Source organism: Streptomyces sp. ID05-39B, assembly GCF_033794725.1.
GTDB classification, from domain to species: domain Bacteria; phylum Actinomycetota; class Actinomycetes; order Streptomycetales; family Streptomycetaceae; genus Streptomyces; species Streptomyces bobili.
This window is the reverse complement of record NZ_JARGEF010000524.1, coordinates 1-963: the sequence shown is the minus strand read 5'-3', so window position 1 is coordinate 963 and position 963 is coordinate 1. Positions and strand designations below refer to the sequence as shown.

Genomic DNA, 963 nt, shown 5'->3' with positions numbered 1-963 from the left:
GTGGTGCGGGTGTCGTAGACGCACAGGGCGGTGGTGGACGTGGGGGCGAACAGGAGGTTGGCGAGGGCCTCGTAGCGGAGCCACTCGGCGCTCTCGCGCGGGGTACGGCCGGCGCGGCCGTTCCACACGGGTTCCATGAGGAGGTGGACACGGCCGTCGGGGCCGGCGTGCGCGGCGAGGTGACCGGCGGCGCGGGCCACGGCGTTGGCGGCGGAGCCGGTGTACCAGTCGGTGTGCGGGACGAGGGTGATCGCCTTGGCGTCGGCGCCGAGGGCGTCGCGCAGGGCGTCCAGTTTGGCGGGGGCGGCGATCGCCACCGGCGGGGGCTCGTCGGCTGCGGCGAGGCCCTCGGCGAGGAAGGGCAGCGCGGCGGCGAGGAAGGCCTCGTCCGTGCCGGGGGCGGTCATACGGTGGTCGAACGCCTTCCGCGGCGGTGTGGTTCGGACGGTCATCGGGCGGCCCCTCTGGTCTCTCGGGTCGGGTCGGGTTTCGGGTGCGGGCTGAGGGTTCGGGTTTCGGGTTGCGGGCTGAAGCTGAGGGTTCGGCTCGGGTTCGGGTCCGGTCGCGGACGCTGTTGGCGAATCCGCTCGGCGGACGCTGATTGGCAGATACGGGCCGGCAAACTGCCGGTTCTACGGCGTTTCTCTGGCCCGGATCTGCCTATTGCTTGGCCTGACGGGATTCGCCAACAGCATCCGGTCCCGGTGCGGACCCCCGCGCGGCGTCGTCTCACCGCTGGGCCGTCACCCAGGCGGCGATCTGGCTGCGGTTGCTGAACCCGAGCTTGCTGAGGATGCGTTCCACATGGCCCTCGGCGGTGCGGCGGGCGATCACCAGGCGGTCGGCGATCTGCTGGTTGGCGAGGCCCTCGGCGACGAGTTCGGCCACCTGTGTCTCACGTCGGGTGAGACGGACGGCGTCCGGCGGGGCCTCGACGACGGGTGCGCGGGGCGGGGCCGCCGG

The 963-nt window shown here is 73.1% G+C and carries 2 protein-coding genes; both read right to left on the bottom strand.

Annotated elements, in window-relative coordinates; genetic code table 11:
* Window positions 1-452: MEDS domain-containing protein (locus P1P75_RS41680; RefSeq protein ID WP_319265291.1), on the bottom strand; the 452-nt coding region annotated here is incomplete at its 3' end.
* 277 nt (window positions 453-729) lie between these two features.
* Window positions 730-963 (bottom strand): helix-turn-helix transcriptional regulator (locus P1P75_RS41675; protein ID WP_319265289.1); only part of this gene is annotated, 234 nt, incomplete at its 5' end.